We start from the raw sequence: 25904 nt of genomic DNA, 5'->3' as shown, positions 1-25904 counted from the left end.
CAAGATCTCCACGGTCCGCCGAGACCGGGACGTAAGCCGGGCGTCAGCGCGGCGACAACGCCGGCCGCTAGCGTTCTCACACGTGAACTGGGTCGTCATCGGCATCGTGGGACTCGGTGCGGTCGCTCTGGCTGTCCTGGTCCGGAAAGCGTTGATCGTGGTCACCGTCGACGGCTACAGCATGTCGCCCACCCTGGCACCCGGCGATCGGGTGCTGGCCCTCCGTCGGACATTCGGTGGACGCCCCCGACGCAATGCGATCGTGGTGACGCGACCCCCCGACCGGATGCCCGGACAGCTGCTGATAAAGCGGGTCGTCGCGTTGGCGGGCGACGCTGACCCGCGCGGTGAAGGCGTCATCCCCGCCGGTTCGCTGTTCATCGTCGGTGACTCGAAATACAGCAGTGACTCCCGGACCTTCGGCCCCGTTCAGCAGGACCTGGTACTAGGAGTTGTGGTTCGGCGGATGTCCTCCGGCTGACACGACAGCCGGTGCTTCGGTCGGCAGATCGCTGACGCGAGGGGACGTCGACACGACTCGTCCGTCGTGGCCCACGACGAAGTAGGTCGGATACCCACCGACGTCGAATGCCTGCTGTACCGGACCACCGGGGTGCTCACCGACGACACCGGCCAGCCCGTCCATCGTTTCGGCCAGTTCCCTGATGTGTTCGGCGTCCCCGTCGGCGCCCTGGGTCGCCACGACCACGAACGCCGGCACGCCGCGTTCGGCTTCGACGCGCAGGCGGTCCGCCAACGCGGGAGCATCCTGTTCACATGCTCCACAACCGATCGAATGGAAAGCGACGAGGCTCGTGCGGTTCCGCAGGGCAGCGGGCGACAGCGTACCGCCCGCCGTCGTCGACACGGAGGGGAAGTCCGGGACCGCGTCGCCGGGGCGCAGTCCCGGTAACACACCGCCCGGGCCGTTCTGGAGCTCGGCCAACCTCGTTGTGTGCTCGCGCAGTCTGCGGACCACCCCGAACGTCAACAGCAGGTCGACCAGAACGATGACGATGAGCACGCCGACAAGGAACTCCATGGAGACACTCCCGTTCACTCATGCACGATGCCGCCAACCAGACCGGAGATGTCAGCCGGAATGGTTGGCGGCAGGGGTATTCCGATCAGCAGTAGCCACCGACCGTGTACTGGCAGGGAGGCGCGCCGTTGATGGGACAGCTCGTGACGTACCTGAGCGCGAAGCCCACCTGGCAGCACCGTGTTGTGCAGGACAGGGAGCAGCCGGGGCACAACGCTGCCGCGGTCGCCTTCGGCGCCACGAATGAGAGCAGCCGGTCGGCCACGGCTCCGACGATTCGGGTCATTGATTCTTCGCCTTTCCGTTTCACACGGCTATTTCGAGAGAGAATGACCCTCGTAATTACGCCTGTCAAAGCTGTTCAACCGCTCGTTTTGCGCAGGTGTACGGCCCGGTGGGTCGTCCGCCACCCGCGTCATCCGGTCGAGCTGGTCGGCGAACTCCGCCCAGCGTTGCGAGCACGACCTGGCCAGTTCAGCCACCGCATACGCGCAATGGGCGGGGAGCTGTTCCAGATGCGCCTCCCTACCGAGAGGGCCGGCCGCCCAGGTGTCCAGCCAGCGGAGGAAACGCCGGCCCCGGTCGGTGAACCGCAACGAGGGGTCTCTGCGAAGGTCGTCGAGAATGACCGTCGGATCGCGGAGGCACTCCGACCGGACGACGGCGGGCTGGTGCCTGTCCGCATCGCTGTCCCCGGCGCCCGAATGCCGCGATCGCGGTACGCCGGCGGCCGGGTCGGTACCGGCCGGTTCCGATGCCCCGCGTCGGCCCACCGGAACCGGATCCTCGCCCCGGCTGATCCTGGCCCGGACGTCGCGCGCGGTCCCGACGGAGATGCCCGCGGCGCGGGCGATCTCGCGCAGCGATGCATCCGGGTGCCCTGCGATGAAGTCGCCGGCCAGCCTGCGCCCGGCCGCGGCGTTCAGAGGCCGGGTCCGGCCGTCCCGCCCGATGCGCACCGGCGGTTGCGGTGCACCGTCGGACCGCCGCCTACGGATGACCGCGACCGTGCCGGCGGCCAGGCCGGTGACCGCCGCCACCGCCCGGTCGGACCAGTGCGGGTGGGACACCAGGATCCACTCCGCCGCCGCCTCTCGCTCCGCCAGGGACAGCGGCAGGCCGACGGCACATTCGGCCTCGACCGCCGCCGGTGCGTCGCGGACCGGATGCGACACGGGATCACGCTGCGGTCCGTCGCGCTCCGGTCCGTTCCGCTGCGGTTCGTCGCGCTGCGGCCAGCGGCCGGTCGCAGGCCGGCGATCCGGTGGCGTTTCCACTGAGCTGGTCCTCCGAGCCCTGAGTACTTCGACCACCATGCGGGCACGCGCTTTCGTAACGCTGCCGTGCCGCTGACGCGCCGGCGAACCGTTCCCATTCGTCGGCATTTGAAGCACCCGGTCGCCGCCCGAAGACTGAACGACAGGTGGCGCTGCGGTCCCCACCCCTCTCGAGCAGAGGTGGCCATGCGGCTCGGCGTGTCCACCCGCCGGCTCCGTGAAGTACCTGCCAGCCCGGCCCTGAACCCCGCCGGCGGGGCACACCGAGGGCGAGGTGTCGCCATCAGCACCGGCGTGCGGCGGTTGACCGTGCCGGGCTTCAACGAGGACGTGCTGTGGCTGGGCGGCCGCATAGTCGCGCACCAGGAGGGTCGGACGTACGTGATCGCGGCGGACGGACGAACCGCCGTGCCGCTCGACGGCGCGCATTGGGATGAGATGCCTTCTGACGCGGTAAGCGACTGTCCGCTCCGCATCCTAACCGGGCACAGTCAGTCCACGTACTCGATCGGGACGCGCTCGTAGCCGTCGACCTTCGTTGGAATGGTGAACTCCGCGGCGCTCGCCGAGGCGACGAGGCTCTTGAGCAGACTGGTGATCATGGTCATGATCGCTTCCTGTTCCGTGGCGGCCGACTCCGCCAGGAAGGCGGCCTTGGTCGCGATCTTCCCCAGGACCGTGGGGTTCGCGGCTCCGAAGCCGAAGGAGATGACGTGCGGGCGGCGGCGCCACTGCTGATCGGTGAGGTCGCCGAAGTCCGTCGACCAGGCCTGGTCGGTCGGTTCCCCGTCGGTCAGGATGAACACCGCGGGACGCAGGACGGCCCGGCCCGCACTGTCGCGGAGTTCCTGGATGTCAGCATCGATTCTGACCTTGAGAAGCCGGAACATGGCTCCGTAGTTGGTGGCGCCCCGACACGTGATGTCGGGCAGGCGATCCACCCGCTCGATGTCGGACATCGGCAGAACGAGATGCGGGGCGGTGTTGAACGTGATGATCGACATGTGCGCGAACTCGGCCACGCGTGGGCTGTTGCCGATGGCATCCACGAGATGGTCCACGAGTCCGTTGAGTAGGTCCTGGTGCTCTGCCATCGAGGTCGACGTATCCACCACCAGGTACGTGGGGAGGCACTTCGCGGCGGTCGGGGCGGTCATGGCGAGGGTCCTTCCGGGTCAGCGGATCGCGACGAAGACCACGATGGCGACGAGCGTCACAGCGGCCAGAATGCACATGACGAGGACGCCTCTGCCGATATCGGCGACCGGGCCGGGCTCCTGGGTGGGTGGGAGGGCGGGCGGACGCGTGGCGTCGCGTCCCTGGCGAGCGAGCGGGAGGTGGGCCGGGGTGTTGCGGGCGATGCCTGCGCGGGCATGCCTCGGAGGGCCGCCCGTGCGGAGCGAGTTGGCCGCGCGGGGTCGCCAACCGGCCACACCGGATCCGACTCCCGCGCCGGTACCGCCTGTTCCGCGGATGGCGCCGACGTCGCGTGATCCGCCGGCGTTGCCGGTTCCACCGGGGGTCTGGTTCACCCGCCCTTGTCCGGGATCCGGTGTGACCACACCCGCCCGGTCGAAGCATTGAGCCAGTGCGGTCAGCGACGGCCGTTGCTCCCGGTTGGGTGCGATCAACATCCGCGTCAGGATGTCCGGCACCGGTCCGGGCATCATCGCGAGAGCCCACCGGACCACGTCGACATCCCGCTCCCCGGTGAGGCACCGCGAGATGAGCAGGGCGGCCCGGTACCGGTCCAGATAGGTGTCGACGTCGAGGCCGAGCGGCGTGAGCGGATCCTCGAATCCACTGGTCTCGACGTGTCTGCGCGGGCCGTATGAACACGTGTCGACGTCGATGAGGAATACACGGTGATCCACCGGATGCCAGAACGCGTTCGAGTACGACCAGTCGGCGTAGACGATGCCGAGGCGTGCGAACAGATACGCGATCTGCGCGAGACGGTGACAGATGACGTATCGGTCTGCGGGGGTCTGCCGACCGATGCCGCGCCGGACGAGATAGCTGTTGGGCTTGGCCAACAGGTCGACGTCCAACCGCTCGAACCGGACGCTGCGCGTGCGGGAGCCGCGATACCGGATCGGCACCTTGAGGTCCGACGGCGCCTCGGGAAGAAGCACACCGATCGTGCGGTCGCCGTCGACCACCCGGCTCACGGGCCACGCGATCGATTCCATGGCGAGGGCCCGATCACACGGATCGGTCAACCGGTCCGGCTGCGCCACGAGCCGATCGATGCGGTGGGCTTCGGCGTCGCGCTCGGACTGGCCGTTGTAGAGCTTGAACAGCAGCCCGGGATAGTCCGTCAACCGGTAGAGGCCCGCACACTCCCCGCCGCCCGCGTACGCCGGCGCGGCAGTCTCGACCCGCAAGTCGTGTAGCGCCACGACGGCGGGAGGTCTACTCGTCGACACCGCGATCACCGCCGTACGGCTCCCGGTCGCACCACACCACGACCGCCGTCCGGTCGTCGTGCTGCGCCTTCGCGTCGAAGTCGACGTCGAGCACGAAGGACGCCAGCGGTGGTGGTTCCTGCCACCGGTCCGCGAGCCATTCGGCGGCGCCGGGAACCTCGTCGAACGAGTCCGCCACCCCGTCGCTGAACACGGCGACGGTCGCGCCGGCGGTCACCGTGAAGGTATGGCTCAACGCGGTGTCCGGGTGGTGCGGCATGAACGTGCGCAGCGCGCTGCCGTTGAACGAGTCCTTGACGTTCCTGGTCACGCGCTGCCAGGACCGGGCGTCGCACAGCCAGACGGTGGTGTCGGCGACGTGCCCCACCCAGGCGGTGCGCGGGGCGGCGGCCGGGCCGGTCGGGATGACCGCCACGGTCAACGTGGTGCGCACGTCTTCCGCCCCCAGTCCGCGCTCGTCCGCGGCGGCGAGGATGCCGGCAGCCACGTCGGCGAAGAGCCCCCGAACGCGGAGGTCGTCGACGCGCTCACCGCGGTCCAGTCGGTTGCGGACCAGACCGACGGCCTTGCCGACGGCGACCATGGCGCCGAACTCGGCGCGGGCGCTGTCCGACATGCCGTCCGCGACGGCCACGATCAGGTGCTCCGCCGCCCTGTCCTGTGCGATGCGGTATGCGTCCTGGCGTGGCCTTGCCGGGCGCGCACACCGGTTGCCGGGGCCGATGACGGAGGCGGCGCGCACCGTCAACGCTCCGAGTACTGCCTGGTCGGCGGCGACGCCCGACGGCGCCGCGTGTTCCTCCGGCAGGAGCCACGGCAGCCGTGCAGCCGTCGAGCCGACACCGAACCGTGGCGGCACCGCGGTCTCCGGCCGGAGCGGGCTTGTGAACGCGGGACGTGGATGATCCGCCCGGACGTCTTCCGGGGGTTCCGGTGACGGTCGGGACGGATCCGGGACGTGGCCCGTGGGCGGTGCGCCGCTCGGCGCGTCAGCTTCGATCTGGCACGGAACGACGGCCGCGACAGCTGACGGGAGGCTGAACGCCCGCGTGTGGCCGAACATCTCGGTAGTGTGCCGGCCGTCGGCCACGGGCGGCAGATCGGAGAAGTCCGGTCGGCGGTGCAACCAGGCCGCGCCCGCGACGACCGCCACCAGCACCAGGACCAGAGCGGCCGTGATCAGCGCGGCGAGAACCGTTCCGTGCGTCTCCCAGATCATCGCGCGTGTCTCCGTTTCGGTTGTCCGGAATCGCGGCGGGGCCGCCTCCAGCGGGAGCGTGAGCGCCGCGGTGTCCCGATCGGCAGGGCGTTCGTCCCGTACGGTCAAGGAAAAGCGAATGTGATTCATCGGGAAGTTCGACCGATCGGGTCATCGAAAAGCAACCGCCAGTCGTCACCCGTGGGAGCATTTCCCCGGATCGACCGGACGGATGTCCCATCGGTTCGGGACCCCGGCCGATGCACAATGCTTCACAGCACATCCAGGTCTGCGCGGGAACAGTGCCACGGGGGCGACTGGCCCGCGTTCCACACCATTCGGAGGGATCGGCATGACCGCACATGCATCGACCGCGAACGATGTAAATGTTCTTGCAATCGCCTGTGACAACACCTGGCTGCACGTGTACGACGACGTGTCGACGCTGCTCCAGGACGACGACATCGGGGTGGGAAACGACGCCCACGGCGCGATGGAGTTCTTCGACCGCGACGGACGACGGCTCGCCCCGGTGTTCACCCACGCGTGGACACTGATGGATCTCGCGCCGACCGGGGAACCCCCGGACCCCGAAGAACTGCAAGGACGGATGTGCGCCGTCGTTGATCACGTGCGGGACTACCTCGACCGCCACGGCGACTCCGCTGAGCGGCAACTTTCGCGGTTCGGGCTCACCCCTGCCGCAGCGGTCCGTCAGCTTCCGAAGATCGAGGGGATGAAGTACGTCGACAGTCTCGCAGCGTTCGTCGCGCCGACAAGCGCGAACGGTGACGAGCACAACGGTGACTGGTTCCACAACATGTTGCATCGAACCGGCTGGACGCACGACTGAGCCATGACGACGAACGAGGGAGGTACGGTGCGAGCGGTTGCGCCCGAACCGATGTCGCCGTGGTGGGTTGTCTCAGGTCTGGTCGCGGTGGCCGCTCTCGTCGTGGTCGGTCAGGTGCTCGGACCCACCGACGAGCCGGCCGGTCCGATCGCGCTGACCTCCGCCATCGCCGCGTCCTGCATCGTCATGGGCCTCATGGTGCTGTTCGCGGTCCCTCGCCACGTCGTGGGGCGGCTGCTGGTCGCGGCCGGTGCCTTCGCGGCGCTGTCCGTCGCGGGTGCGAGCTGGGCGAGCGTCACGCCACTGGCGTGGCTGAGCCAGTGGACGTGGTGGCCGCCGTACGGGCTGATCGCGTTGGCTCTCCTGCTCTTCCCGGACGGCCGCCCGCCCGGGCGCCGGTGGGCGGCGTTGGCGGTGGCGATTCCGGTCGCCACCGCCACGGTCGCGGTGGCGCTCGCGATCGCCGCACTGGACCATCCGACGACGTTGCTCGTCGACACGTCCGAGCCGATCTCCGCGCGGGCGCAGGCGTTCGTGTTCGTCGCCGCTGGCGGCATGGTGCTGACTCTTCTGTGCATGGTCGGGGTCCTGGTGTCGTTGATCGTGCGGTGGAGGCGGGCCGACGGTGACACCCGCCGGCAACTGGCCTGTCTGCTGCCGGCGGCGGTGATTTTCGTGCTGGCGCTGATCGCCGGGCCGTTCGTGGGCGATGCCGCCGCGGTGATCGTCGGTGTGGCGATTCCGGCCGGAATGATGCTGGCGATCCTCCGCTACCGGCTGTACAACCTCGACACGATCATCAACCGCACCCTCGTGTGGCTGGTGATGACGCTTCTGGTGGTCGGAGCGTTCGTCGCCGTCGTCGCCATGATCAGGCAGTCGGTCACCTGGATGTCCACCGGGAGGTACGAGTCGCTGGTCGCGACCGGCGTCGTGGCTGTCGCGTTCGAGCCGGTGCGACGCCAGGTTCAGCGTGGCGTGAACCGGTTGCTGTACGGCGAGCGGGACGACCCGTACCTCGTCATCGCCCGCCTCGGCCAGGTGCTCGGCCGGTCCGCCGCCGCCGACGCGCTGCCGCGGCTCACGGCGACGATCGCCCGGTCGCTGCAGGTCCCGTACGTCGCGGTGACGACAGACCAGGGCGACGATCCGACGCCGCTCGCGGAGGCCGGCCGACCCGGTACTCCGATGGAGGCGTTCCCGATGACGGTACACGGCCGGCAGGTCGGTCGGCTCCTGGTCGCCACGCGCAACCCGAACGGTCGGTTCACCCGCAGGGAGCGGCGCCTGTTCACGGATCTGGCCCTGCACGCCGCGGTGGCGGTCGAGACGGCGCGGCTCATCCGCGACCTGCGGCTGTCCCGCGAACGGCTGGTCAAGGCCCGGGAGGAGGAGCGGCGCAGGCTGCGTCGGGACCTGCACGACGGCGTCGGGCCGGCGTTGACGGGAATCTCGCTGCAGGTGCGCGCGGTGCAGCGGCTCGTCACCGGGAATCAGCGCGCCCGCGCGCAGCTCGTCACCCTGCTCAGCGACCTCGACGTGTGCGGCAGCGAGCTGCGGCAGGTGGTCGACCAATTGCGGCCGCCAGCCCTGGACGGCGGTCTGGAGGGGGCGCTGCGGGTCGAGCTCACCCGCTACCAGAGCGACCGCCTGGCCGTCGACGTGTCGGCTGCCGGCGACCTCACCGACCTCCCCGCGGCGATCGAGGTGGCGGCATGGCGAATCGTGGCCGAGGCGGTCACCAACGTCACGCGGCACGCGAACGCGAGCGCGTGCCAGGTGACCGTGCGCCGCGACGACGACGGGCTCTACCTGGAAATCCTCGATGACGGCGTGGGAATCGACGCCGAGGTCGTCGCCGCCCGGGCCCGGAAGGGTGGGCTCGGGATCGAGTCGTTCCATTCGCGGGCCGACGAACTCGGTGGCCACTGCGTGGTCGAGAAGGTCGATCCGACCGGAACGGCCGTGCGGGTGTGGTTGCCGGTCGCCGTACCGGAGCAGCCGCAGATTCCGCGGCAGCAACGGTCGGACGACCTGGTCGCCACGGAGGAGAACGGGAGTCCATGATGATCCAGCCGGGTCCGGTCGACATCGTCGGCCTCACCGCGGAGATCGCCGCGTCGCTGCGTCGCTTCGACCACCGGGCCGCCGACGACGTCTGCGCGCGGATCACCGCCGGTCTCCGCCGCGGCCGGCTGGCGCCGACCGAGGCAGAGGCTGTCGCCGTCCTCCGCCTGCTGCAACGCAAGCGGTGTTTTCCGCTGGTCCAACGGACCGCCGACGCGATGATCCATAACGGTCTCGACCGGCCGGCGGTACGCCTGCACTACGTACAGGCGCTCGTCGACCAGGAACTTCCGGGGGCGGCGCTCGGTCTTCTCCGGGGGGTTCTGGAGGGCCCGGTGAGTGACGCCGAACGTACCGAGGCCCACGGCCTGGCCGGGCGGGCCTACAAGCAGCTCTACATCGCGGGCGACGACGGCCCGCATCACCGGCAGGAGTACCTCGACCGCGCCGTGGCGGGATACCACGAGATCTACCGCGCGGACGAGACCAGTCTGTGGCACGGCATCAACACCGTCGCCCTGTTGCGTCGTGGGTTGCGCGACGGCCTGGAACCGGCCGGGTTCGACGATCCGGCCCGGTACGCGCACGATCTTGCGAACCGTATCCTCACGCGGATTGCCGCCGAACCCGAGCCGGACGCCTGGACGCTCGCGACCGCCGTCGAGGCTTGCGTGGCGCTCGACCGGACCCGCGACGCACAGGAGTGGCTGGCCCGCTACGTCGAGGCTCCCGAGGCCGACGCGTTCGAGCTCGCGAGCACTCTGCGCCAGCTCGTCGAGGTGTGGCAGCTCGACGACGGCAGCGGCGCAGGCGAGCGGTTGTTCCCGATGCTGCGGGCCGCGTTGCTGCGTCGGGAAGGTGGCGTGGTCACCGTGCCCGCGGCCCACCTGCAGAACACCGACCTCGACGACCTCGCCGACGAGGGCCTGGAGTCGATCTTCGGGACGGCCGGGTTCCACACCCTGCGATGGTTCCGCGACGCCCTCGAACGGTGCCGCCGGGTCGCCCGCATCGAAGACGACTGCGGCGACGGTGTCGGCACCGGGATACTCGTCGACGGAAGGGCGCTGCACGAATCCATGCCCGCGGTGGTGCTGCTGACCAACGCCCATGTCGTCCCGAACGCCATCACACCGGACGCGGCGCGCTTGACTTTCCGCGGCCGGGAGGCGGCCGGCGGCGACGCCGAAAAGCACCGGGTCGACGCGATCGTCTGGTCGTCTCCGCGTGAGGCGCTCGACGTCAGCGTTCTCAGCCTGCGCACGGTGCCGAGCGAGGCCACGGAGTGCCCGATCGAGTCGCGGCTTCTGCCCCTCGAACGCCAGCCGCGGGTCCTGATCATCGGACATCCGCACGGTCGGATGCAGCCGATGTTCTCGATCCAGCACAACCTCGTGCTCGATTACAACGACACCCGGGTCCACTACGCGGCAGCGACCGAACCCGGCAGCTCCGGGAGCCCCGCGTTCGACAACGACTGGCGCTTGATCGGGCTGCACCACTCCGGCAGCGACGCCATGCCGAGGCTGCGGGGAAGCGGAACCTATCAGGCCAACGAGGGCATCCGGATCAGCTCGATCCGAGACGCGATCCAGCGCGACCGGGACGGGAGAGTTTCCACATGACGCACCCGCTGCGGGTCCTGATCGTCGACGACCATCCGATTGTGCGGCGCGGGCTGATCGCGATGCTGGAGAACGAGCACTGGGTCGACTCGGTGACGGAGGCGTCGACGTTCAAGGAGGCGATGACTGCCGCGCTGTCCGGAGCTGTGGACATCATCGCGATGGACGTGGCTCTCCCGGACGGCGACGGCATCGAGGCGACGAGCCGGATCCACAGCCAGCGCCCCGACACGCGGATCATGGTGCTGACCATGGCCGACGACCGGGCCACCGCGTTGCGGGCGCTGCGCGCGGGTGCCCGCGGATACCTGGTCAAGGGCACGGACCCCGACGTGATCGTCGCGGCCCTGCAGACGGTGGCCAAAGGGAACTACGTATTCAGCGCCAGCATCGGCGCGGCCCTGACGGCGGCGTTGCACCGCACCCCGCTGCCGATGAAACCACCGCTGGACAAACTGACAGCGCGCGAACTGCAGATCACCCGGCTGGTCGCGTCCGGTCGCGCCAACAACCACATCGCGACATCACTGGGCGTCTCGGAGAAGACGATCCGTAACCAGCTGACCGCCATCTTCACCAAGCTCGGCGTGAACGACCGGACGCAGCTCGCGCTGCTGGCCGGAAACGCGGGCATCACGCCGGCGGACACCAAACCGAGCGGCCTGTCGGGCTGACTTCACGGAGGAGGGACACATGCACGCCGAAATCGCATCCGGATTCGCCGCCGCCGGCTTCCGGAAGGCCGCCGGCGCCGGGACGTGGCCGGCGTACCCGAACACGAACCCGACCCGGATCCTCTGCGCGGCGGTGCACGCCGACGACGGTTGGTGTGGGTTCGTGAACTGGTGGTTCCGGCGCAGCGCGTACCGGGCGATGACGCCGAGCTACCGCACCGACATGGCCACGGTGGCCGCCCACTCGCACGCCTCCCGTCATCGTCAGGCGGTGCGCGACGCGGTCCTGGCCGCCGTTCTGATCACCACGGTGTTCGTCCTGGTCCGGCGGCACGGCGTGTGGCCGGTGCTGGCGCCGACCGCGGTCGTCGCGGCCGGAGCCGTCGCCGGCGGCATCACGACCCGCAAAGGCGCGGGATGGTCCGGCCTCTGGCACCGGCTGCGGCAGCGGTACCGGGCCAACCCGGTCCAGATGGCGCAGGAGGCCACTCTGTTTGCCTTCGTCGTCGTGCTGGGCACGTGGTTCGCACTGAGCGAGCCGGCCGTGGTCTCGGCTCTGCCGGTACTCGGATTCGGTGCCCTGGCCGCGTTCGTGGTGGCCACCGTCGACGCCGGAATCGCGCGGGCGTGGGCGCGGATCGTCCGCGACTCGCAACGCCCCCTCCGCGACCTCGCACCATCCCCGCCCCGATGGCTCGCCGACCGGCTGGAGCCGCTCGCCTGCCCGGAAGACGTGAACTTCTTCGTTTACCACGGCAGTCACCGTTTCAACCACACGCTCGTCGGCAACGGCGAGTTCGTCCACGACTGGCAGATCAGCGTCGACATCGGCCAGGGCAAGCTCAAGAAGCCCGGTACGTTCGACGAACCCGGCACGTTCGAGGAGCGTGAGAAGCCGAAGCTGGTCGACATCCGGGAACTGCACGAGGCGCTGCGTGCGTCGGCCGCGCGCGCCGGGATTCCCGGGTTGTGGTACGGCTACCGTACCTACGCCGACGGCCGGTTCCGGTTGGACGACGGTGCGCGTCCGGACGATCGACCGTGCGAGCCGCCCGCGACCCGGGTGAGCCGGGCGGACCGGCTCGACAGCCTGGGTCGGGCTGACGCGCAACAACGCACCTACCTGTGCATGCAGATCGCCAACTGGAACGGCGACCTGATGGTCACCCTGTTCGTCCGGGCGGAGGTGATCGCCGGAATCCTCTACCTGTACTCCAAGGTGTACGTGCTGCCGGGCATCGAGGAGCCGACGCTGGTCCGCGAACTGCCCCGGCACCTGCCCGAAGCACTGGGTCTGGCCATGGTGACAGGCTGTCGACGGTTCATCCCGCTGGTGCTCTGGAGCCCGCTGCGGAGCCTCGCGTTCCTGGCCGATCCGGTGCGCCGCTGGGCGAAGCGCGAGTACGAGAGGTACATGATCCGGCGCGGCTCACACTTCGACTTCGGCGGCCGGTGGTCGCTGCGGGAACACTTCGTCTTCGGCCAGGAACTCGAGTTCAACGCGCGCGACGACCTGATGCGCGACCTGTACGTGTTGGAGTCGCGACTGGCGAAGGCGTTGAAGGATCACCTCGACAAGCTGGACATCGACACGTCCGCCATCGAGAAGACCGTCATGGCGATCATCGTGGCCCAGCAGATGACGTTCAACGCCAAGAACATCAAGATCGGCGGTGACGGACGCGCCGGCGACACCGTGCACAACTTCGTCGAGCCGTCGAGCACCTCAGCCGCGTCCGCGAACACCGCCGCCAGCGCGGCGGCCAGCACAGCAACCGCGGCCCAGGCCGCCCAGGCCGCCGCGGCCGCCGCGGTGGCCGGCGCCGCGGCCGGATCCACAACGACCGGGAGTTGAGCCATGGACATCAATGGCCACAACATCGTGGTGGGCACGGGCCGGGCGGGTGACAAGACCGTGAACAACTACGGTTCCGCCGGTCCACCGCCCCCCGAGGGCAGAACCGCGAACGACGGCGGCCACGCCGACCGGTCGCGGCGGGTGTTCGTCGTGTTCGGCCGCGATCGTCCGGTCCGCGACCGGATGTTCGACTTTCTCCGTGCGCTCGGTCTGGAGCCGCTCGAGTGGGAACGCATCATCAACGAGGCCAGGCACGCCGCACCGTACATCGGCGAGGTCGTGGCGCGGGGTGTCACGCAGGCCTCGGCCGTGCTGGTCCTCCTGACACCCGACGACGTCGTCCACCTGCACCCGTCGTTGCACGAGCCCGGGGAAGGCGCCGACGAGGTGTGGCCGACCTGTCAGCCGCGACCCAACGCGTTGATCGAACTCGGCATGGCCCTCGCGACGTTCCCGACGAGCACGGTCATCGTCACGATCGGGACGCTGCGCCCGTTCAGTGATCTGGCCGGCCGTGACGTCGTCCGGTTCGACGGATCGTTCGCCAGCGTTCAGCAGTTGCTCGGTCGCCTCCGCGCGGCCGGCCTCCCGGCCCGCGACGACGGCTCCGACTGGTACCGGGCCGACCGTTTCGCGAACTGGGACGCGTACCTGCGCCGACCCCGGCCACCGACCGTGTAGATCGCCTGAGGAGACGCAGACATGGACATCGTGAAGATCGCACTCCATCCGGAGCGGCCGGTGGTGCGTAAAGACGCCGTCAGCGAGACGGACCTCGTCGTCGAGGTCTCGTGCGAGCGCAAGGACCATCAGGCCCGGCGGGCCGGACCGGTCAACCTCTGCCTGGTCGTCGACCGCAGCGGCAGCATGAGCGGCGGCAAACTCGACACCGCGAAGAAGAGCTGTGTCGACATCTTCCGGCGCTTGGACAAGGGCGATCTCCTGACCGTCGTCGCCTTCGACGACCAGGCCGACGTGATCGTCAATCCGCAGACACCGGCCGACGAGGTCGAGGCCCGCCTCAACGCCATCGTCACCGGGGGGATGACCAACCTGTCGTTGGGCTGGTATCAGGGCCTGCTGGAACTGCAGACCCATATGAACGAGTCACACCACAGCCGACTGTTCCTGCTGTCCGACGGTCAGGCGAACTACGGCGAGACGAAACGGGCCGTGTTCGCCGACACCGGGAGCCGCGCGCGCGACGTCGGCATCAGCGCCTCGACCGTCGGAATCGGTGCCGACTTCCAGGAGGACCTGCTGGAAGCGATCGCGTCGTCGTCGGGAGGCCGGTTCTGGAACATCGGCGAGTCCGACATCGAGGACATCATCGAGGAGGAGTTCGAGGGCGCGTTGACCGTGCTGATCGACCGGCCGAGGGTCGCCCTGACACTTCCCGACGGCGTCCGGGTGAGCCGGGAACTGAACAAGATCCGGCAGGTCGGCCGTCGGTACCGGCTCCGTCCGCTGCAGGGCGAAGACACGTTCAACTTCGCCGTGCGGCTGGAGGTCGACCCCGAACAGGTGACGGCGGACCGGGTCGCTATCGGTGCGAACCTGTTCGACGGCGATCGCGAGATCGCTTCGACGGAGCTGGAGTTGACAGTTGGAACCCGGCAGGAGGTGGCGGCCAGTCCGTCGCACCCGCTCGTGCGCAGCATTGTGCAGCAGTTCGAGACCGAATCCACCGACGAGAGGGTGCTTTCGGATCTGGAGTCGGGCAACGTCACCGCGCTGAGGCAGATGCTCACCGTCGAGATCGCGAAGCTCAAGCAGATCGAGTCCGATGGGGCAGGACTCGATGCGTCGGCGTGGAATCTGTCGACTGCCCGGTGGCAGGGGGAGATGTCGAACATCGGGCAACACGTGTCGGTGATGTCGGTCATCGACTGGTGTGTCGAGATGATCGAGCCCTACCGGGCCGAACCCGAGGTCCAGGCCTTCTTCGGCAGCATGCGCAAGACAATGATGCAGGAGACTCACCGGAATGCCGCCCGCCACCTCGGCGTGACCGATTGGGACGACGCAGCACCCATCATCCTGGAGGCACTCGCCCTGGCCGACCAGTTGATCGACCGTCACCCGGACGATGCCGCCCGGATCGAGCGAATCCGCGAGAAGCTCCGTGAGTACCTGGACCACAACTAGCCCCCGCGGGTGGACGTTCGCGAACAGGCTCATCACCGGATACGGCAGTGGCATCGGTGATTTCGGGTCGTCCTACGCCGTCGACACCACGCCCGGTGAACTCCTCAACGGGCGGATCAGCGCCGACCTGCGACTCGTCCAACGGTCCGGGGTGGGCGCCGGGCTGGTGTGCCGCGCCGACAAGCACTGGAACTTCGTCGCGTTCTACACCGCCCCCGAGGACGCCGATTCCAAATCGACGTTCGCTCGGCTCGGGGTGTACGAGGAGGGCGTGCTGACCAACGTCGCCACGTCGAACGAACCGGTCATGCTCGGCACGCGCTACAACCGGTTCTCGCTGGAGTTCTTCTCCGGCCTGATCCGAGGGCAGATCGAAACCGACGACGGCGTCCACGAACTCGGCACGACCTGTGTGGCCAGGCCCTTTCCGGGCTACGCCGGACTTGTCCGCCTGTACGGGGCGGGGCTCATGGTGGCCAACGTGGTGATCCAACCGACGACCATCCCACTGACCCAGGACGCCGCACCACCCGCAGACCCGTTCGACTTCGACGTGTTTCTGTGCCACTCGAGCGCCGACAAGGATCTCGTCCTCGGGGTCGCCAAGGCGTTCGAGGAGAACGGCATCGCCTACTGGCTCGACGAGAAACAGATCCGCTTCGGCGACGCGGTGGCCGCCAAGATCGAGGACGGGCTGCAGCGGTCGCGCTACGTCGTGCCGTGTCTCAGCGCGCAGTTCGCCAGCTCCGGATGGACCAGAGCGGAGTACAGCGCGATCCTCAACGCTGAACTGAGCGGTGACGCGACGCGAACCGTCATCCCGCTGGTGCTCGACGAGTCCGATGCCGAGAACGTGCCAGCCCTTCTCCGCGACAAGAAGCGGGCGTTCTACGCCAACAAGACGGAGTTCGAACACTTCCTGCGTTTTCTCGTGCAGAACAGGAGGGCCGTACATGTGGATTCTTCTGCTCGATCACTCCGAGTCGATGGGCAAACCGTTCGACCGGGCGAGTAGCGAGGTCGATCGGCGCACGCGCCGCACCGATCGTGAGACCAAGTTCGAGGCAGCCGTCGAGACGTTGCTGGTCGAACTCGACCGGCTCGCCCCGTACATGCCGGTCGCGCTCTTCGTGTTCACCAGCAGGTGTCGGCTCGTCGCCGCCGGCGTTGCGGCCGACCGGCCGAGGTTCGAGGCGGCGCTGGCGGACGTGTCACCCGAGAACGGCACCGACATCGCGGAGGCGCTGCGTTCGGCCGCCGCGTACGTGCGCGAGCCGGATCGACGGTCGGAAACCATGACGACTCGCGTCCTGCTGATCACCGACGGGTTGTCCGAACCGGACGACGCCGGCGCGGCCGCGCGTGAACTCAAGGAACTCGGCGTTCCGGTCGACGTGATTCTCATCGACCCCACCCCGCCCGGTGAGCGCGTCGCCCGCGACATCACCGGGTTGACCTCCGGACGTTGGGACCCCGTCGTGTCCCGCGTATCGCTCTCGGCCGCCGCGACCGGATCGGGACAGGCGGCGATGGAGATGGAGCGGCGGGCGCGGGCATGGATCGCCCGGGCCGACACCGAGGCAGCCGAGGTGGCCGGCTCGGTCGGTGCCCGGGAGCGCTTGGAGTTCACCGCCGCGTACCCCGGCTCGATGTCGCCGGACACCACCGGCCGGCTGACCGTGTACGCGCATCTGGGAACCGAACGTGCTCAGGTCGAGCACCTGCTGGCCGCGTTGAACGCCGATCTGGGCCCGCATCCGGGTCGCTCCAGCGGAGTTGCCTTGTCGGCCGTGAGAACCGGGCAGGTCCTCGAGATCTATCCGATGCTCGATGATGTCCGCTGCGTTCCGGCGCGGCAGGAAGTCGTCTGGCACGGCCGGCTCGAGCAGGTGAGCTTCGCCCTGGAGTACGTCGGCACGGCGGCCGAGGCGACCTGTGACGGAACTGTGCGGATAAGCGTCGACGGATTGCTGATCGGCCAGGTGCCGATGTCGATCCGGGTCGAGCCGGGCTCGGCCGTGCCACCCGTGCAGCGCCGCGGGTCGGCGACGATGATCCGGACGGTCTTCGCCTCCTACGCGCACGAGGACGAGGCATTCGTCCGGCGGTGCAAGGCCGCCTACCGCGGACTCGGCATCAACGTGTTCGTCGACCGCGACGACATCCGCGGCGGACAGGGTTGGCAACGCGTGATCACCGACATGATCGCGAATCACGATCTGTTCCAACTGTACTGGTCCGACGCGTCCGCCGGCTCGCAGCACGTCGCCAAGGAATGGGGATTCGCCTTGCAGGTCGCCCGCTCCAGACCGGACGGAACGGAATTCGTGCGTCCGTTGTACTGGTCGCGGCCGATGCCGAAGCCACCCGAGCTGTTGAAGCCGATTCATTTCGCCTACGTCGATCCGCAGTCGCTCGGGCTCGGCCCGTCCGCAGCGGGCATGCCGGAGGCCGGCGCCGTCGGCGGGCCGCGACGCTGCGAGGCCTCGTTCCCCGTCGTCGCGCTCACCCCCGGACGGAGCCCGGAGACGGTGAACAGCATCCGGGCGGCTCTGCCCGCCGTCGTCCCGTTCATCGAAGACGTGACCGGGCTGCGATACCACCCGCCGATCACGCTGCTGGTCGATGACCATGCGGTGAGTCAGGCCCGACGGTCGACGGAGGCTGAACCCGGTGTTCCCGACGAGATCGTGGAGCTACGGGCGGCCGTGGACCTGCTTCAGGCCCTGCTTCTGGTCTTTCACATGCGGCAGTTCACGGCGGAGCACGGGAGGGATGCGGTCGACGAGGTCTTCGGCCTGTCCGGAGGCGCTGAGCAGGTCGAGTTCGAGTTTCTTCGCCACCGATCTGAGGGCTTGGGAAACACGATCCGTCGCCATCTCGCGGGCGAGGATGTCGTTGTCGGTCTTCCCGGTACGGTGCCGGAGTTTCTCGGAAAGGTCTCCCCGTCGCTCGACGGAGCCAGAGTTCTTCCGGTCACGATGCTTCCGACCTTCGTCGAACTGTTCGTGGCGCGGATCGTGGACTACGTCGGCCGGGTGACGCCGGTGGGCGGGGGCCTGCCGTTCAGGGGTGGCTTTCCCATCGGTGAAGACGCGGTGGCGTACGCCAAAAGGGCGTTCCCCTGGTTTCTCGTCGATACAGAACCTCTGAACCTGCGAACGGACCAACCCCGGTTCGGATGGACGGCGACGCCTTCGGACTACCGCGACCTCCTCGCTGGCGTCGCGGGCGTCGTCGTGGACGGCCTTCGCACCCGCGGCGCGACGCTCCGAACGACCCTGTTCACCACCGCGGCATTGACCTACGGAGCCTTCACCATGGGCGATGCGGCGTCGACCGAGGCCATCGGACGGGGCGCGGCGGACCAGGGCGTCCCTCGGTTCGTCGTCCCCGCGGGACCGGCGATTCTCATCTGCGCCGACGCGTTCGAGCGGGTCACCACCTCGCTGACGGACGCCGGCATGGCAAGGGACGCCGTCCGCACCCACACCAATGGTCTGCTCGGCTGCACCGTGGTTCACGAACACCTGCACGCGGCCGTCGCGACCGGTCTCGACCGGGACGGCTACGCGGCGCCGGCGGCAGCGCTCTCACGGTCGCAGGCCTGGCAATGCGTCAACGAGGCCCTGGCGGCGTGGGCACAGTCTCACTTCGTCCGGTCCGATCAGGCGCTGTACGACGCTTGCTCGGCATACATCCGCTACGGGGAGTATCCCGACTGGCCGTACCGCGGAGCCGAAGCGGTGGAACGGATGTACCAGCAGGACGGCCTGCAGGCAGTACGTGCCCTGGTGGCCCAGTTGCGGGCCGACCCTGAGGGTGCGCGTCGTCGCCTGGACGAGGAATTCAACAGCTGACAGCGCCCCCACGTGGAGGTGGTTCTTATGGCGCTCAACATCTTCATCAGTCACGCACACGTCGACGCTCCTCTCGCTGAAGCCGTCAAGACGCTGCTCGACGATGTCTTCGACAACGAGGTCGCGGTGGCGTACTCGTCGGACCAGTCGGTGGGGGGTGGCATCGCCGCAGGCGCCAACTGGCTGCAATGGATCGTCGACGAGGTGCGGCGGTGCGACATCGCCATCGTGATGCTGACTCCGGAGTCGCTGAACCGCCCCTGGCTGATGTGGGAGATCGGAGCGGTCAGCGGAGTGGCGCTCGGCATGGAGACGCAACGGCCGATCGTTCCGCTCCTCTTCCGGGTCAGCGTCGAGGTGGTACCCGGACCGCTGCACCCCCTGCAGGCGGTCCAGGGCGAGGCCGAAGCCGGCATGCGTCGGATGGTCGAAACGGTCTGGGACCGGATCCAGCGGCCCGGGCAGAGGCAACTCGCGATGCTTCTGGCCCACGCCCTGCCGATCTACCTGGAGTCGGTACAGCGGGCGCTGCAGAACCGGGCGCAGGCGCTCACCGAGGACGGCGTGCAGGAGTGGTGCGAGCGCATCGACATGCTCCGTCGGGCCGGCCGGTCCGCCGAGGTCGCGCACATTCACCGGGCCCTGTTGCTGGCGTTCGCGCCACCCGGCGAAGACAGCAGCCAGGTTCCGCTCGACCTCCGGCTGCACCGACGGCTGGGGGAGCTCTACCTGGACGCGCGGCGCGGGCAGGAGGCGGTCGCCCAGTTCGAGCTGGCCCTGCGCCTGTTCGGCAAGGACGTCTTCGTGCTGCACAAGCTGGCACTGGCGCATCTGGAGGCCGGTAACGGCGGCGAGGCGATTCGGACGCTGGACCGGATAGCCACCCTCGACCCGGCTGCCGTGACCGAGAACCCCGAGGTGGCCGGGCTGAAGGGCCGGCTGCACCGGCAGCGCTGGGAACAGGATCGCAATACGGCAGATCTGCGCGCCGCCCGCGACGCGTACCGGGCCGCCATGGAGACGGCAGCCGAGTCCTACTACATGGCCGCGAACGTCGGCGAGCTCAGCCTCGCCCTCGGCGAGCGCGACGTGGCGCTGCAGGCGTACGACTCGGCGGTCGCGACCATTCGCCGATCCGGCGAACGCAGTGTCTGGAGTCTCGCGACGCTGGCTACGGCCGCCATCGTCGCCGGCGAGTCGGAGGAGGCGCTGTCTCTGCTGGGGGAGATCGGCGCGCTGGACTGTCCGCCGCGCGACCTGGAGACAATCCGGAATTCGCTCCGGCGGCTGCGGGACCACCTGTCCGCCTCGGCCGAAGACCTGGCGAGTTGGCTCGGCGCGTTGTCCGCCGGCATCTTGCGGTCGACGCCGGTCGACGTCGGTCGCTGACGGTGGACCCCCTCACCCGCCGCGGCATGCTCACCGGCAGCACCACGGCAGGTCGGCGTGCGGTACCTGATCGACACAGCCGTCCCTCGTAGCCCTGGCGGAAGTGCGCTGACCAGCAGCGACGACGACCCCACGGGCGGCCCGACCAGGCATCGATGATCACGTGATGACGGACCAGTGACGGCGCTGCATACCTTCTCCTTCCACGGTTGGCGTCGGGTCGATGTCGTTGGTGGGGAGCGCCATGGGATACAGACGGCCATGGGCCGCTGTCACGGGTTGGGTGGCGTCGAGGCGGTCTGCCGGGAAGGGGATGATGACGAGCCGGACCCGGCGGATCATCGGTGTCGCTGTGGCGGTGGTGCTCGGTGTGCCGGCGGCTGCTGTGCTCGATCCGGTTGCGGCCGCGGCGCTGGACCGGCCCGGGCCGCAGGTGGACGCGGCCGCTCCGGCCCGGGTGGCCGGTGCCGGGCCAGACCCGGTCGCGAGCGCGGTCCGGCCGTTCACGCTACCCGCGCCGGCGTGGACGGCGGCGGGAGTGGCCGAGAAGGATGCCGGTTCGTCGCTGCTGCGGGTGGAGACCCTCGACCGGGCGGCGACCCGCAAGGCCGGCGTGGACGGCGTGTTGCTGCGGGTACGCCCGGTCGACGCGGCGACGGCGGGCGGCAAGGCCCGTCTGGACGTCGACGGTGACGGCCGCGACGACCTGGTCATCTGGGACCGTGGCGGTGGATGGTGGGTCTGGTACGCCTCCGGTGCCGCACCGCTGAACCGGCACCCGTTCGGGCAGGCCGGCGACATCCCTGTCTGACGCGGTCGGCGCGTGCACTGTCACGGCCGCGATGGTGAGCCGTCGACGGCCAGCGCGTGTGTGAGCGCCGCGCGGGCCCGCGCGTACCCGAGGCGGTGCCCGGTGGTCTCGTGGATAGCCACGGCCAGCCGGGCATCGTCGGTGGCCGCGACAACCTCACCGACCCCGTGGTTGGCCTCGGCGAGGACGGTCAACCCGTCGGCTTCCAGGGCGTGGAACTCGAAGCGGCGCGCGATCTCGACCGCCTGTTCCGCGTGCGGGACGGCGTCACCGACCGCGCCGACTGCCGTGAGCGCGGCCGCGAGACCGATCAGCGACCGGGCTTCCCGGTAGCTCGCTCCCACCCGGCGGCTCAGCTCGATCGACCGCCGGTGCTGGTCGATCGCGGCGTCGTAGTCGCCGGCGGCGAGGTGCACGCTGCCCAGTGTCGACCGCGCGTCACACTCGATGCGGTGCTCGTGGGTCTCTTCGGCCGTGCGGACGGCGGCTTCCGCGCACGCGAGGGCGTCGGTGGGCCGCCCGGCGTCGCGATGCGTCTCAGCCAGGCAGCGCAACGTGTCGGCCTCCAAGCGGCGGCTGCCGGTGGACCGGTGGAACGCCAGCGCCTCGGCCAGCACCTCCGCGGCGGACTCGAGGCGGCCCAGCGCGACGTACGCCTCGCCCAGGTTCGTCAGTGCCAGGGCCGCGCCGTTCCGCGATCCTGTCCTGCGGAACATCGCGAGTGCGGCCTTCTCGTGGGCGGCGAACCGGTCGAACCGGCCCAGGTGCAGGTTGACGATGCCGAGGTTGATGTGGCGGGCCCCGATGCGGCTGACATTCCCGTTGCGCTCGTCGAGCGCGAGGGCCACGCGTTGGCACCGCTCCGCCCGGCGCAGGTGCCCCCGCTCGGCGTGTACCGCGCCCAGATTGCCCAGGGCGGTGGCCTGCCCGTCGAGCCAGCCGGCCCGGCGGGCCGCGACGAGAGCCCGGCAGTACTGCTCGGCCGCCCGGGCGAACTGGCTCCGCTGCCATGCCAGGTCACCGAGGCTGCCATGGACACACGCCTGTGCCTGCGGCTCGTCGTCGGCGATCGCGGCCGTGAGGCCCGCCTCGGCCACCGTCAACCAGTCCACCGCATGCACGCGCACCCAGAAGTAACCGCGCAGCCCGTCGGCGAGCAGCCATGTCACCGATCGGGGTCCGTGGTCGGCCGCGTGCCGGGCCGCCGCGACGAGGTTGTGCCGCTCGGCGTCGAGCCACTGGCCGGCCTGTACCGGCCCGGCCAGGTCGGGCACCGGCGGCTCGTTCAGCGCCGGTGGCAGCGGCAGGCGGAGCCGTTCGGGGTACAGCAGTTGCGCGGCGGCGTCGACACCGGCGAGGTAGCTCTCGAACAGCCGGCGCAGTGCTGCGCCGCGGTCGGCGTCGCTTTCGGTGGTTGCGGCCAGGTCGCGCGCGTACTCACGGAGCAGGTCGTGAAAGGCGAACCTGCCGGGTTCGGGCTCGTCGACGAGATGGGCGTCGGCGAGCCGCTCCAGCAGGCCGCCGGCCTCGTCCGGCGTCGTGGCGGCGAGCGCCGCGGCGGCCAGGGCGGTGAAGTCGGCTCCCGGAACGAGCCCGAGCAACCGGAACAGTCGCTGAGCCGGCACGGTGATCGACCGGTATGACAGGTCGAACGCGGCCCGCACCGCGGTCTCCTCGTCGCCCTCGACAGCGAGGGCGGCCAACCGGTTCCCGCCCCGCAACTGCCGGACGTGGTCACCGATCAGGTGGTGCGGGTGGTTGACGAGGTTCGCCGCGGCGACCCGGATCGCCAGCGGAAGGTACGCGCAGATGGTGGCGAGTTCGGCCGCGGCGGCGGGCTCGGCCGCGACCCGCCCGCGGCCGAGGATGTGGTCGACGAGGTGGCTCGCGTCATCCGGATCGAGCACGGTCAGCTCGACGCGGTGGGCACCCTCCCGGGCGACCAGCCCGCCGAGACGGCGGCGACTGGTGACGAGGACGAGGCTGCCGGGGCCACCGGGCAGCAGCGGACGTACCTGGTCGGCGGATCCGGCGTTGTCGAGCACGACGAGCACCTGCCGTTCGGCCAGCAGCGACCGGTAGAGCGCCGCCGCCTCGTCGGCAATGAGCGGCACCTGTTCCGGCGGGGTGCCCAGAGACCGCAGCAGCGCCGCCAATGCGTCGATGGGGCGCGTCGGCGCGGCCCGGGAGTATCCGCGGAGGTTGACGTACAACTGGCCGTCCGGGAAGCGTTTGGCGTGGCGGTGTCCCCAGTGGACGGCCAGTGCGGTCTTGCCCACGCCGGCCGTTCCGGTGATCACCGCGATCGCCAGATGGCGCGGGCGATCGGGCAGCACCCGGTCAAGCGCCCCGAGTTGTGCGACCCGGCCGGCGAATCCAGCGACGTCCGCGGGCAGCTCGTGCGGGGTCTGCCGGTATTCGCTCAGCGGCGCGGCGGTCACAGTCGCGTCGACGGCGTCGAGTCGCGTCGAAATCAGGCGATCGTCGGCGCGGAGGACCGCATCGTGCAGCCGGCGCAGGAGCGCGCCGGGTTCGACGGCGAGGTGCTCGGTGAGGCCGACCCGCGCGCGGCGGAAGGCCTCCAGCGACTCGGCCTGCCGGCCGTCGCGGTACAGCGCGATCATCAACAACGCGTGCAACCGCTCGCGGTACGGGTAGGTGCGCACGAGTTCCGCCAACTCGGCGGCCACGGCGGTGTGGTCGCCGCGTGCGAGGCCGATCTCGATGCGGCTCTCGACGGCGTGCAGGCGGCGTTCCTCCAGCCGGTGGGCGGTCGCTTCGAGGTGCGGCGTCGTGAGCCCGTCGAGCGCCGGCCCCCGCCACAGGGCCAACGCGGCCGTGAGCGCGGCGTGGGCGCCGTCGAGATCGCCGTGCGAGATCAGCTGTTCGGCCTTCGCGGACTGGACGTCGAACCGCGACAGGTCCAACTGGTCGTCCCGTACGCGCGCGACATAGCTCGATCCGACGCGGTCGATGAACGGGGCACAACCGCTTGACGCGAACGTCCGCCGGAGCACCGACAGCCGGTTCTGCACCTGCGTGCGGGCCGTGGTCGGTGCCGTCTCGCCCCAGCCGGCAGCGATCAGGCGATCCACCGTCACCACGTGGTTGGCGTCGACCAGCAACGCGGCGAGCACCGACCGGGCGCGCACGCCACCGAGGTCGACGATCGTGCCACCGACGCGGGCCTCCAACGGACCGAGCAACGCCAGGTCCAGCGTCGGCGCCATCCGTGCCTCCCTCCATGCCCCGCCGGTCGGTTCCGGAACCTCGGTTCCGGCCGCTACCTCTCCATCAGCCCGACCTCACGAGGCACGGGTTCGGCGTCGGGCAGGGCCGCCGGGTCGTCAATGTCGCGAGGCGGCATCGGGCCTGCGGTCCCCATCGCCGCCAGGAATCGCGTGAACCCTGTGCGACTGCCTCGATCGGCCCGCACATCCGGAATTCAAGCTCTGACACCGCAACCCCCGATAGGCGGCCGTCGAACCCTGCAAGTGTGCCATGACCGAGTGCCGGTCCACGGTGGACGCCGGCTACCTGCTTCTGCCGGTTGGGCCACGAACTGGGTCGCTAGATCGAGGCGGTACCGTCGCGGCATGCGGGGATCGGTAGCAGTGATTCTGGTGGCGCTCGTCGCGGCGTCGGCGGGTTGCGGGGAGCAGGGTGGTGCGGTGGCCCGGTCGGTGCCGGCGAGCGCGTCCACGACATCGGCCCCGGCGGGGTCGAGCGGCCCGCCCGCCGGCAGCGCCTCGCCCGCGTCCGCCCAGCGGCCCGACGTCGTGCCGAAGCTTGTCAACCCCACCGGCTTGGCGGCGTGCGGCTACTACACCTTCGTCACCGAGGCCGCCGGGACCAAGTACACGAATCTCGGTGTCGCGGTGGCCGTGCACCCGTCGGGCTCCATCGACCCGGTGAAGGTGGCGATGTCGATCGGGGGTAGCGCGAAGACGTTCTCGTTCACGATGTCGAGCGCGGGCGTCGAGTCGGGCACGTCCACCTCGATCGACGGCGGTCCCGAGTTCCCGATGGGCGAACTCGGTATCCTGTGGTTCGACCCGGTCATCACCGACGGGGTCCGTGCGCTACTGGACCAGCCCCGTGTAGTCACGGTGACGGTCGACCCGGACAACCAGATCCGGGAGTCCAACGAGACGAACAACTCGGTGCGGCTCCAACTCGCGGGTGTTCCGGGCATCCCGAAGCGCACCACCCGCACGGCACCGGTCATCAGGTACGCGTCGGCCAAGTGCACCGTCCTCTAGCCATCGGCCGCGACTGATCAACTCAGCCAGGTCAGCATCCGCGAGACTGCATGTCTTCCCTGGCCGTCGCTCCAGTCGTCGACATGGATCGCCACCCGTGCTTCCCTTTCCTCGGCGAGGCCATCGGTCAGGTAGCTGGGGAAGAGCGACGAGTGCTGGGTGCCGGGCCAGTAGACGATCACGTCAGCGTTCGCGATGGCGTCCCGGGCCTCCGGGTTCATTCGTGGGACCCGGCTTCGCGCGGTCAGGTACTCCAGTTTTCCTCGCATGTCGAGGCCGTCGATCCGCCGGCTGTCCATCTTCGTCAGGTAACTGTCCAGCACGAAGACGTCCGCGAGCTTCTCGGCATGCTGAAGTGAGGAGATGCCGGACTCGTCGGGGACCAGCCGACCCCGGTCCTTGGACCGCACG

20 protein-coding genes are annotated in these 25904 nt (G+C 69.6%); 13 read left to right on the top strand and 7 right to left on the bottom strand.

Annotation, left to right across the window (positions count from 1 at the left end):
- Window positions 1-82: 82 nt before the first annotated feature.
- Window positions 83-481 (top strand): S26 family signal peptidase, encoded by a 399-nt coding sequence (locus Vau01_RS55725; RefSeq protein WP_239152806.1) that lies wholly within the window; start codon window positions 83-85, stop codon window positions 479-481.
- Here the strand turns inward: Vau01_RS55725 and Vau01_RS55720 are convergent.
- The 5 genes from Vau01_RS55720 to Vau01_RS55700 form a co-directional block, all read right to left on the bottom strand.
- A complete protein-coding gene (locus Vau01_RS55720) occupies window positions 446-1042 on the bottom strand; it encodes a TlpA family protein disulfide reductase (RefSeq protein WP_204010666.1) in 597 nt (198 codons plus the stop codon). The genes Vau01_RS55725 and Vau01_RS55720 overlap by 36 nt on opposite strands.
- 314 nt (window positions 1043-1356) lie before the next feature.
- The gene (locus tag Vau01_RS55715; protein ID WP_204010664.1) at window positions 1357-2319 is read right to left on the bottom strand and encodes a transcriptional regulator; all 963 of its coding nucleotides are present in this window, start codon (window positions 2317-2319) and stop codon (window positions 1357-1359) included.
- Window positions 2320-2810: 491 nt separating this feature from the next.
- Entirely contained in the window at window positions 2811-3476 is a 666-nt protein-coding gene (locus Vau01_RS55710; protein ID WP_204010662.1) for a vWA domain-containing protein, read from the bottom strand.
- An 18-nt stretch (window positions 3477-3494) separates the two neighbouring features.
- Complete coding sequence (locus Vau01_RS55705) at window positions 3495-4721, bottom strand: hypothetical protein (RefSeq protein WP_204010660.1); 1227 nt, start codon at window positions 4719-4721, stop codon at window positions 3495-3497.
- A gap of 13 nt (window positions 4722-4734) precedes the next feature.
- Window positions 4735-5967 carry a protein phosphatase 2C domain-containing protein gene (locus Vau01_RS55700; RefSeq protein WP_204010654.1) on the bottom strand — a complete coding sequence of 411 codons (1233 nt, stop codon included), beginning with the start codon at window positions 5965-5967 and terminating at the stop codon, window positions 4735-4737.
- A 331-nt stretch (window positions 5968-6298) separates the two neighbouring features.
- Between Vau01_RS55700 and Vau01_RS55695 the strand changes: the two genes are divergently transcribed.
- From Vau01_RS55695 to Vau01_RS55645, 11 genes are all read left to right on the top strand, one after another.
- Window positions 6299-6799 carry a hypothetical protein gene (locus tag Vau01_RS55695; protein ID WP_204010653.1) on the top strand — a complete coding sequence of 167 codons (501 nt, stop codon included), beginning with the start codon at window positions 6299-6301 and terminating at the stop codon, window positions 6797-6799.
- A gap of 27 nt (window positions 6800-6826) precedes the next feature.
- The gene (locus Vau01_RS55690) at window positions 6827-8866 is read left to right on the top strand and encodes a sensor histidine kinase (protein ID WP_204010652.1); all 2040 of its coding nucleotides are present in this window, start codon (window positions 6827-6829) and stop codon (window positions 8864-8866) included.
- Window positions 8863-10491, top strand: a complete 1629-nt coding sequence (locus Vau01_RS55685; protein ID WP_204010651.1) for a serine protease — start codon at window positions 8863-8865, stop codon at window positions 10489-10491. Before Vau01_RS55690 ends, Vau01_RS55685 begins: the two co-directional genes overlap by 4 nt.
- A complete protein-coding gene (locus tag Vau01_RS55680; protein ID WP_204010649.1) occupies window positions 10488-11165 on the top strand; it encodes a response regulator transcription factor in 678 nt (225 codons plus the stop codon). Before Vau01_RS55685 ends, Vau01_RS55680 begins: the two co-directional genes overlap by 4 nt.
- A 19-nt stretch (window positions 11166-11184) precedes the next feature.
- Window positions 11185-13020, top strand: a complete 1836-nt coding sequence (locus Vau01_RS55675; protein WP_204010646.1) for an AbeC-like domain-containing protein — start codon at window positions 11185-11187, stop codon at window positions 13018-13020.
- A gap of 3 nt (window positions 13021-13023) precedes the next feature.
- The gene (locus Vau01_RS55670; RefSeq protein ID WP_204010642.1) at window positions 13024-13704 is read left to right on the top strand and encodes a nucleotide-binding protein; all 681 of its coding nucleotides are present in this window, start codon (window positions 13024-13026) and stop codon (window positions 13702-13704) included.
- Window positions 13705-13725: 21 nt separating this feature from the next.
- Complete coding sequence (locus tag Vau01_RS55665) at window positions 13726-15171, top strand: vWA domain-containing protein (RefSeq protein ID WP_204010639.1); 1446 nt, start codon at window positions 13726-13728, stop codon at window positions 15169-15171.
- A complete protein-coding gene (locus tag Vau01_RS55660) occupies window positions 15149-16186 on the top strand; it encodes a toll/interleukin-1 receptor domain-containing protein (RefSeq protein WP_204010636.1) in 1038 nt (345 codons plus the stop codon). Before Vau01_RS55665 ends, Vau01_RS55660 begins: the two co-directional genes overlap by 23 nt.
- Window positions 16125-19031, top strand: coding sequence for a TIR domain-containing protein (locus Vau01_RS55655; protein WP_204010634.1), 2907 nt, complete (start codon window positions 16125-16127; stop codon window positions 19029-19031). The genes Vau01_RS55660 and Vau01_RS55655 overlap by 62 nt, the downstream gene beginning before the upstream one ends.
- 27 nt (window positions 19032-19058) lie before the next feature.
- The gene (locus Vau01_RS55650) at window positions 19059-20420 is read left to right on the top strand and encodes a toll/interleukin-1 receptor domain-containing protein (protein ID WP_204010632.1); all 1362 of its coding nucleotides are present in this window, start codon (window positions 19059-19061) and stop codon (window positions 20418-20420) included.
- Between the two features lie 316 nt (window positions 20421-20736).
- Window positions 20737-21231 carry a hypothetical protein gene (locus Vau01_RS55645; protein WP_204010630.1) on the top strand — a complete coding sequence of 165 codons (495 nt, stop codon included), beginning with the start codon at window positions 20737-20739 and terminating at the stop codon, window positions 21229-21231.
- 20 nt (window positions 21232-21251) lie between these two features.
- Here Vau01_RS55645 and Vau01_RS55640 read toward each other — a convergent pair whose 3' ends face one another.
- Window positions 21252-24461, bottom strand: coding sequence for an AfsR/SARP family transcriptional regulator (locus Vau01_RS55640; protein ID WP_204010627.1), 3210 nt, complete (start codon window positions 24459-24461; stop codon window positions 21252-21254).
- 366 nt (window positions 24462-24827) lie between these two features.
- Between Vau01_RS55640 and Vau01_RS55635 the strand changes: the two genes are divergently transcribed.
- Window positions 24828-25493: a hypothetical protein gene (locus tag Vau01_RS55635; RefSeq protein ID WP_204010626.1), complete on the top strand. Its 666-nt coding sequence runs from the start codon at window positions 24828-24830 to the stop codon at window positions 25491-25493.
- Between the two features lie 17 nt (window positions 25494-25510).
- On the opposite strand, the gene Vau01_RS55630 is transcribed toward Vau01_RS55635, so the two are convergent.
- Window positions 25511-25903, bottom strand: coding sequence for a hypothetical protein (locus tag Vau01_RS55630; RefSeq protein WP_204010625.1), 393 nt, complete (start codon window positions 25901-25903; stop codon window positions 25511-25513).
- Window position 25904 lies beyond the last annotated feature (1 nt).

Origin of the sequence: Virgisporangium aurantiacum, from assembly GCF_016863635.1 — a bacterium.
In the GTDB taxonomy this organism is placed as follows: Bacteria; Actinomycetota; Actinomycetes; order Mycobacteriales; family Micromonosporaceae; genus Virgisporangium; species Virgisporangium aurantiacum.
Note: the sequence above shows the minus strand (reverse complement) of the source record. Positions and strands in the feature narration are given on the sequence as shown.

What these genes read in the sequence shown, in the direction of transcription:
- Vau01_RS55685 (WP_204010651.1), top strand. Translation starts at nt 8,863, where the DNA reads ATGATGATCCAGCCGGGTCCGGTCGACATCGTCGGCCTCACCGCGGAG.
- Vau01_RS55710 (WP_204010662.1), bottom strand. Translation starts at nt 3,476, where the DNA reads ATGACCGCCCCGACCGCCGCGAAGTGCCTCCCCACGTACCTGGTGGTG.
- Vau01_RS55720 (WP_204010666.1), bottom strand. Translation starts at nt 1,042, where the DNA reads ATGGAGTTCCTTGTCGGCGTGCTCATCGTCATCGTTCTGGTCGACCTG.
- Vau01_RS55665 (WP_204010639.1), top strand. Translation starts at nt 13,726, where the DNA reads ATGGACATCGTGAAGATCGCACTCCATCCGGAGCGGCCGGTGGTGCGT.
- Vau01_RS55675 (WP_204010646.1), top strand. Translation starts at nt 11,185, where the DNA reads ATGCACGCCGAAATCGCATCCGGATTCGCCGCCGCCGGCTTCCGGAAG.
- Vau01_RS55670 (WP_204010642.1), top strand. Translation starts at nt 13,024, where the DNA reads ATGGACATCAATGGCCACAACATCGTGGTGGGCACGGGCCGGGCGGGT.
- Vau01_RS55680 (WP_204010649.1), top strand. Translation starts at nt 10,488, where the DNA reads ATGACGCACCCGCTGCGGGTCCTGATCGTCGACGACCATCCGATTGTG.
- Vau01_RS55645 (WP_204010630.1), top strand. Translation starts at nt 20,737, where the DNA reads ATGACGAGCCGGACCCGGCGGATCATCGGTGTCGCTGTGGCGGTGGTG.
- Vau01_RS55695 (WP_204010653.1), top strand. Translation starts at nt 6,299, where the DNA reads ATGACCGCACATGCATCGACCGCGAACGATGTAAATGTTCTTGCAATC.
- Vau01_RS55655 (WP_204010634.1), top strand. Translation starts at nt 16,125, where the DNA reads ATGTGGATTCTTCTGCTCGATCACTCCGAGTCGATGGGCAAACCGTTC.
- Vau01_RS55635 (WP_204010626.1), top strand. Translation starts at nt 24,828, where the DNA reads ATGCGGGGATCGGTAGCAGTGATTCTGGTGGCGCTCGTCGCGGCGTCG.
- Vau01_RS55650 (WP_204010632.1), top strand. Translation starts at nt 19,059, where the DNA reads ATGGCGCTCAACATCTTCATCAGTCACGCACACGTCGACGCTCCTCTC.
- Vau01_RS55700 (WP_204010654.1), bottom strand. Translation starts at nt 5,967, where the DNA reads ATGATCTGGGAGACGCACGGAACGGTTCTCGCCGCGCTGATCACGGCC.
- Vau01_RS55640 (WP_204010627.1), bottom strand. Translation starts at nt 24,461, where the DNA reads ATGGCGCCGACGCTGGACCTGGCGTTGCTCGGTCCGTTGGAGGCCCGC.